This window comes from Pseudoalteromonas sp. SIMBA_162, assembly GCF_046535955.1.
Lineage (GTDB): Bacteria > Pseudomonadota > Gammaproteobacteria > Enterobacterales > Alteromonadaceae > Pseudoalteromonas > Pseudoalteromonas marina.
This window is the reverse complement of the sequence record NZ_JAWJBQ010000667.1, coordinates 1-259: the sequence shown is the minus strand read 5'-3', so window position 1 is coordinate 259 and position 259 is coordinate 1. Positions and strand designations below refer to the sequence as shown.

The 259-nt window shown below is 74.1% G+C and carries 1 protein-coding gene; it reads right to left on the bottom strand.

The features are described 5' to 3' along the window. Positions 1-259, bottom strand: a 259-nt coding sequence (locus tag R0J88_RS21335; RefSeq protein ID WP_410901074.1) for a diguanylate cyclase domain-containing protein, incomplete at both ends; no start/stop codon positions are given.

Below are 259 nucleotides of genomic sequence, written 5' to 3'. Positions count from 1 at the left end.
CAGACCTGGTTGCGGCCGCCGTCCTTGGCCTTGTAAAGCGCCTGGTCGGCCGCCTTGATGACGGCGTCCGGCGCGCGCAACGTCTCGCCGCGCTCGGCCACCCCGATGCTGACCGTGACCCGCAACGGCCGCACATTGCGTCCGCGGCCGCCGCGCCGGCGCAGGCCGACCTGGTCCGCCTTGGGCCGCGCCGGCTTGTCGCGCAGGCGCATCTGGTAGGCCTCGATCGCGCGCCGCACCGTTTCCAGGTGCGGCATGG